The organism is Embleya sp. NPDC020886 (genome assembly GCF_044333915.1).
Lineage (GTDB): Bacteria > Actinomycetota > Actinomycetes > Streptomycetales > Streptomycetaceae > Embleya.
The window spans coordinates 1-5,726 of the sequence record NZ_JBIRRX010000040.1 but is presented as its reverse complement, the minus strand read 5'-3'; the positions used below and the strand labels follow the sequence as shown (position 1 = coordinate 5,726).

Genomic DNA, 5,726 nt, shown 5'->3' with positions numbered 1-5,726 from the left:
GCGGAGCGGGTGGAGAGCGCCGCTCTGGACGCGGAGTACTGGTACACGAATCTGCGCGAGACCGTGCGGTTCGAGGAGACGGTGCGGCTGCTGCTTGCGCAGGGCTTCGACGCCTTCATCGAGACCAGCGCACACCCCGTCCTGACCACCGCGCTCACGGACACGATCGAGTCCGCCGACACGCAGGCCGTGGTCCTGGGCACCCTGCGCCGGGGCGAGGGTGGACCGGAGCGCTTCGCCACCGCCTTGGCGGAGGCGTACGTCGGCGGTCTCGCCGTGGACTGGTCCCTGCGGTCGGGCGATCATCACGATCACGATCACGACCGCGAATCGGCGCTCGTGGATCTGCCGACCTATGCCTTCCAGCACGAGCGCTATTGGCTGGAACGTACGGCGTCCGCCGGTGACGCGCGCGGGTTCGGCTTGACCGGGGCGGACCACCCGCTGCTCGGCGCGGCGATGCAACTCGGCGGCGGCCAGGGCGCGGTACTCACCGGTCGAATCTCGCTCCGGTCACACCCCTGGTTGCGCGATCACGCGGTGGCCGGGACGGTACTGCTGCCCGGAACCGCGTTCGTGGAGCTGGTGGTTCGGGCCGGCGACGAGGTCGGCTGCGGTCGCATCGCCGAACTCGCGCTGGAAGCACCGCTGGTGATTCCCGAGCGTGGGGCCGTGCAGATCCAGGTGTTCGTCGATGCACCCGACGACGACGGACAGTGCGGTGTGTCCGTGTACGGGCGCACCCAGAGCGGCGGAGACGGCGGGGCCCGGGACGACGTGTGGGTCCGCCATGCCTCCGGTGTGCTGGCGCCGTCCGTTGTCGAAGCCGTGCCGGAACTCGGGAGCTGGCCGCCCGCCGGCGCGCGACCCGTGGCCCTGGACGGCTTCTACACCGAACTGGCCGCCACGGGATACGGCTACGGCCCGGCGTTCCAGGGCCTGCGTGCCGCCTGGCGGGTGGGCAAGGACGTGTACGCCGAGGTGGCGCTGCCCACCGAACAGGTGCGGGACGCCGAACGATTCGGCTTGCACCCGGCTCTGCTGGACGCCGCGCTGCACGCCGCCGGCCACAGCGGGCTGGCCCCGGCGGAGCCCGGCACGGTCCGCTTGCCCTTCGTGTGGACGGACGCCGCCCTGTACGCGACCGGTGCCACCGCGCTGCGGGTGCGGTTGTCCGTCACCGGCACGGACACGCTCGCGGTGCTCGCGGCCGACTCCGCCGGACGGCCGGTGTTCGCCGCGCGGGGCCTGACCGTGCGCGCGATGGCGCCGGACCGGCTCGACCTCGGGCGCGACCCCGCCCACGACTCGCTCTTCCTGCTCGATTGGATCCCGGTCGAACCGGCGGAGACCACGACGGGTACGTGGGCCGTCCTCGGGACGGCCGCGTCGGGCCTGGCCGCAGGGCTGCGGGCGCGGAATCTCGACGCCGAGGCATACGCCGACCTGGCCGCGGTCGGCGAGTCGGAAGGCGCCGTTCCGGACGTGGTCGCACTCACCTGCCTCCCTCCGACCGACATCGTGGCCGACGCTCCCGCGACGGCGGACGTGGTCGTGGCGACGCTCACGGGTGTCCTCGACCTGGTCCGGACGTGGCTCGCCGACGGGCGCTTCGCCGTCTCCCGGCTGGTGGTCGTGACGCGCGGTGCCGTCCGAACGGCCGACGGGTCCGATGGCGCGGATCTCGCCCACGCGCCCCTCTGGGGACTGCTGCGCAGTGCGCAGAGCGAACACCCGGACCGCTTCGTGCTCGTCGATCTCGATCCCGACGACCCGTCCTTCGCGGCGCTCCCTGGCGCCCTGTCCTGCGGGGAACCGCAGGTCGCGGTGCGCGACGGCGCCCTGTTGGCGCCACGGCTGGCCCGGGTCGAGTCGGGCGCGGGCCTGGTGCCCCCGCCCACCGGAGCCTGGCGCCTGGAGACGGCTCGGGCGGGTGCCCTGTCGGACCTGGCCCTGCTGCCCGCACCGGCGGCGGAACGGCCGTTGGGACCGGTCGACGTGCGCATCGCCGTGCACGCGGCCGGGGTCAACTTCCGTGACGTGCTGATCGGTCACGGCATGGTGCCCAATCAGAGCGGCATGGGCAGCGAAGGCGCCGGTGTGGTCACCGAGGTCGGACCGGAGGTGTCCGGACTCGCGGTCGGCGACCGGGTGTTCGGGATGTTCCGGGATGCCTTCGGTCCGATCGCCGTGGCCGACAGCCGGATGGCGGCGCCGATGCCGGTCGGTTGGTCGTTCGAGCGGGCGGCGTCGGTGCCGGTGGTGTTCCTGACGGCGTATTACGGGCTGGCGGAGTTGGGTGGTCTGCGGCCGGGTGAGTCGGTGTTGGTGCATGCGGGTGCGGGTGGTGTGGGGATGGCGGCGGTGCAGATCGCGCGTCATCTGGGTGCGGAGGTGTTCGCGACGGCGAGTGTCGGCAAGTGGGGCACGTTGCGGTCGTTGGGTCTGGACGATGCGCATATCGCGGATTCGCGTTCGCTCGATTTCGAGGAGCGGTTCCGTGCGGCGACCGGTGGTCGTGGTGTGGATGTGGTGTTGAACTCGCTTGCGGGCGAGTTCGTGGACGCGTCGTTGCGACTGGTCGCCGACGGCGGCCGGTTGCTGGAGATGGGCAAGACCGACATCCGGGATGCGGAGGCGGTTCAGGCGGCACATCCGGGTGTCTCGTATCAGGCGTACGACCTGCTGGAGGCGGGGCCGGAGCGTATCGGGGCGCTGCTCGGCGACCTGTTGGGCCTGTTCGAATCGGGTGCGCTCGCGCCGATCGTGGTGCGGTCGTTCGATGTGCGGCGGGCGCCGGAGGCGTTCCGGTTCATGGCGCAGGCGCGGCACGTGGGCAAGTTGGTGTTGCGGATGCCGAAGCCGCTCGACCGGGACGGTACGGTCCTGATCACGGGCGGGACCGGCACGCTCGGCGCTTTGGTGGCCCGCCATCTGGTCGCCGAACACGGCGTACGCAGCCTGGTGTTGATCAGTCGCAGCGGCACGGAAGCCGCCGGCGCGGCCGAGTTGTCGGCCGAACTCACCGCCCTCGGGGCGCGGATCGCGGTCGAGGCGTGTGATGCGGCGGATCGCGAGGCTCTGGCCGGTGTGTTGGCGCGGATTCCCGCGGGTGCGCCGTTGACCGGTGTCGTGCATGCGACCGGGGTCCTGGACGACGGTCTGATCGAGTCGATGACCCCCGAGCAACTGGAACGGGTGCTGCGGTCCAAGGTCGACGGTGCGATCAACCTGCACGAACTGACCGCCGGCCACGACCTCTCCGCCTTCGTACTCTTCTCCTCCATCGCCGGTGTGCTCGGCAATGTCGGCCAGTCGGGCTACGCGGCGGCCAACACCTTCCTGGACGCCCTCGCACGCCGGCGGCACGCCGACGGCCTCCCCGCGACTTCCGTGTCGTGGGGTCTGTGGGCCGACGCGAGCGGTATGACCGGGCACCTCGGCCGGCAGGACCTGGCCCGGATGCGCCGCTCCGGCATCGCGGCGATGACCGCCGAGCAGGGCCTCGACCTGCTCGACGCGGCCCTGAACATCGACGAACCACACATCGTCGCCGCCCGGTTGGAGCACACCGCGCTTCGCGCCCAGGCCGCGGCCGGTTCGCTGCCGAGGCTCCTCCGGGGTCTGGTCCGCACCCGCGAGGTACGCCGTGCCGTCGAGACCACCGCCGTCGGGCAGCACAACCCGCTGGCCCGCGAGCTGGCGAACGTCACGACGGCCGAGCAGACCCGCATCCTGGTCGACCTGGTACGTGCGAACGTCGCCGCGGTCCTGGGCCACGGCTCCACCGAAGCGGCGGACGCCGAACGCGCGTTCAAGGATCTCGGCTTCGACTCGCTCACCTCCGTCGAGTTGCGCAACCGCCTCAACACGGCCACCGGCCTGCGGTTGCCCACCACGCTGGTGTTCGACCACCCGACCCCGCTCGCGCTCGCCGGATTCCTCCGTGCCGAACTGCTCGGTAGCGCCGGGGCCGAGGTCGCCGCGATCCCGGTCGACCGACCCGCGGTGGACAACGAGGCCATCGCGATCGTCGGCATGGCCTGCCGGTTCCCGGGCGGTGTCGGCTCGCCGGAGGACCTGTGGCGGCTGGTGGTCGAGGGCCGCGACGCGATCGGCGACTTCCCGACCGACCGCGGCTGGGACCTGGACGGCCTGTACGACCCCGACCCCGGCCGACACGGCAAGAGCTACGTGCGCTCGGGCGGATTCCTGGACGACGTCGCCGACTTCGACGCCGAGTTCTTCGGGATCTCGCCGCGCGAGGCACTGGCGATGGATCCGCAACAAAGGCTCCTGATGGAGTCCTCGTGGGAGGCGATCGAGCGGGCCGGCATCGACCCGGCCACGCTGCGCGGCAGCCGCACCGGCGTGTTCTTCGGCATGCTCGCCAAGGACTACGCCGCGCGCCTGGACCGTACTCCCGAAGACGTCGAGGGCTACCTCGGCACCGGCAACGCCAGCAGCGTCGGCTCCGGCCGGGTCGCGTACACCTTCGGTCTGGAAGGGCCGGCGGTGAGCGTCGACACCGCGTGCTCGTCCTCGCTGGTGAGTCTGCATCTGGCGGTGCAGGCGCTGCGTGGCGACGAGTGCTCGATGGCACTGGTCGGTGGTGTCAGCGTGATGCCGACGCCCGGCCTGTTCGTCGAGTTCAGTCGCCAACGCGGCCTCGCGACGGACGGCCGCAGCAAGGCGTTCTCCGCGACGGCGGACGGCACGAGTTGGTCCGAGGGTGTCGGCGTGCTGCTGGTGGAGCGGCTCTCGGACGCGGAGCGCAACGGTCACCGGGTGCTGGCCGTGGTGCGCGGCAGCGCGATCAACCAGGACGGTGCGAGCAACGGCCTGGCTGCGCCCAGCGGTCCGTCGCAGCAGCGGGTGATCCGGCAGGCGTTGGCGAACGGTCGGTTGAGTGCGCGGGACGTGGATGCCGTCGAGGCGCACGGGACCGGAACGACGCTCGGCGACCCGATCGAGGCCCAGGCGATCATCGCCACCTACGGACAGGGCCGCGACCCCGAACTGCCGCTGTGGCTCGGCTCGCTCAAGTCGAACCTCGGCCACGGGCAGGCGGTTTCCGGCGTCGCCGGGGTGATCAAGACGGTCATGGCCCTGCGCGCGGGCCTGCTGCCCAAGACGCTGCATGTGACCGAACCGACCCCGCATGTGGACTGGACGGCGGGCGACGTGCGCTTGCTGACCGAGGCGCGGGAGTGGCCGGACACGGGTCGGCCGCGGCGAGCGGGTGTCTCGTCGTTCGGGATCAGTGGTACGAACGCGCATGTGGTGCTGGAACAGGCGGCCGTCGAGGACCCGGCCCCCGAGCCGTCGACCGCGGCGGGGCCCACCGGTGGCACGCTGCCGTTCGTGGTGTCGGGCAAATCGGCGACCGCGCTGCGCGCACAGGCGCTTCGATTGGGCGACTTCGTGGGCGAATCGGCGGAGTCGGACGCCCGGACGACGGCGTCGGCGCTGGTGGCATCGCGGGCGTTGCTGGAGCACCGCGGGGTGGTACTCGCCGCGGATCGGGCCGAGTTGACGGCGGGCCTGGCGGCGCTGGCCGCCGGGGACACCGGATCGCGGGTGTTCTCGGGCGCGGTGCGGTCTTCGGGTCGGACGGTCTTCGTCTTTCCTGGTCAGGGTTCGCAGTGGTTGGGGATGGCTGCGGGGTTGTTGGGTTCGTCGCCGGTGTTCGCGGGGCGGGTTGCGGAGTGTGAGGCGGCTCTTGC

The 5,726-nt window shown here is 72.0% G+C and carries 1 protein-coding gene; it reads left to right on the top strand.

Annotated elements, in window-relative coordinates; all coding sequences use genetic code 11:
- Positions 1-9: 9 nt before the first annotated feature.
- Positions 10-5,726, top strand: a 5,717-nt coding sequence (locus tag ACH4U8_RS45980) for an SDR family NAD(P)-dependent oxidoreductase (protein WP_395784741.1), incomplete at its 3' end; no start/stop codon positions are given.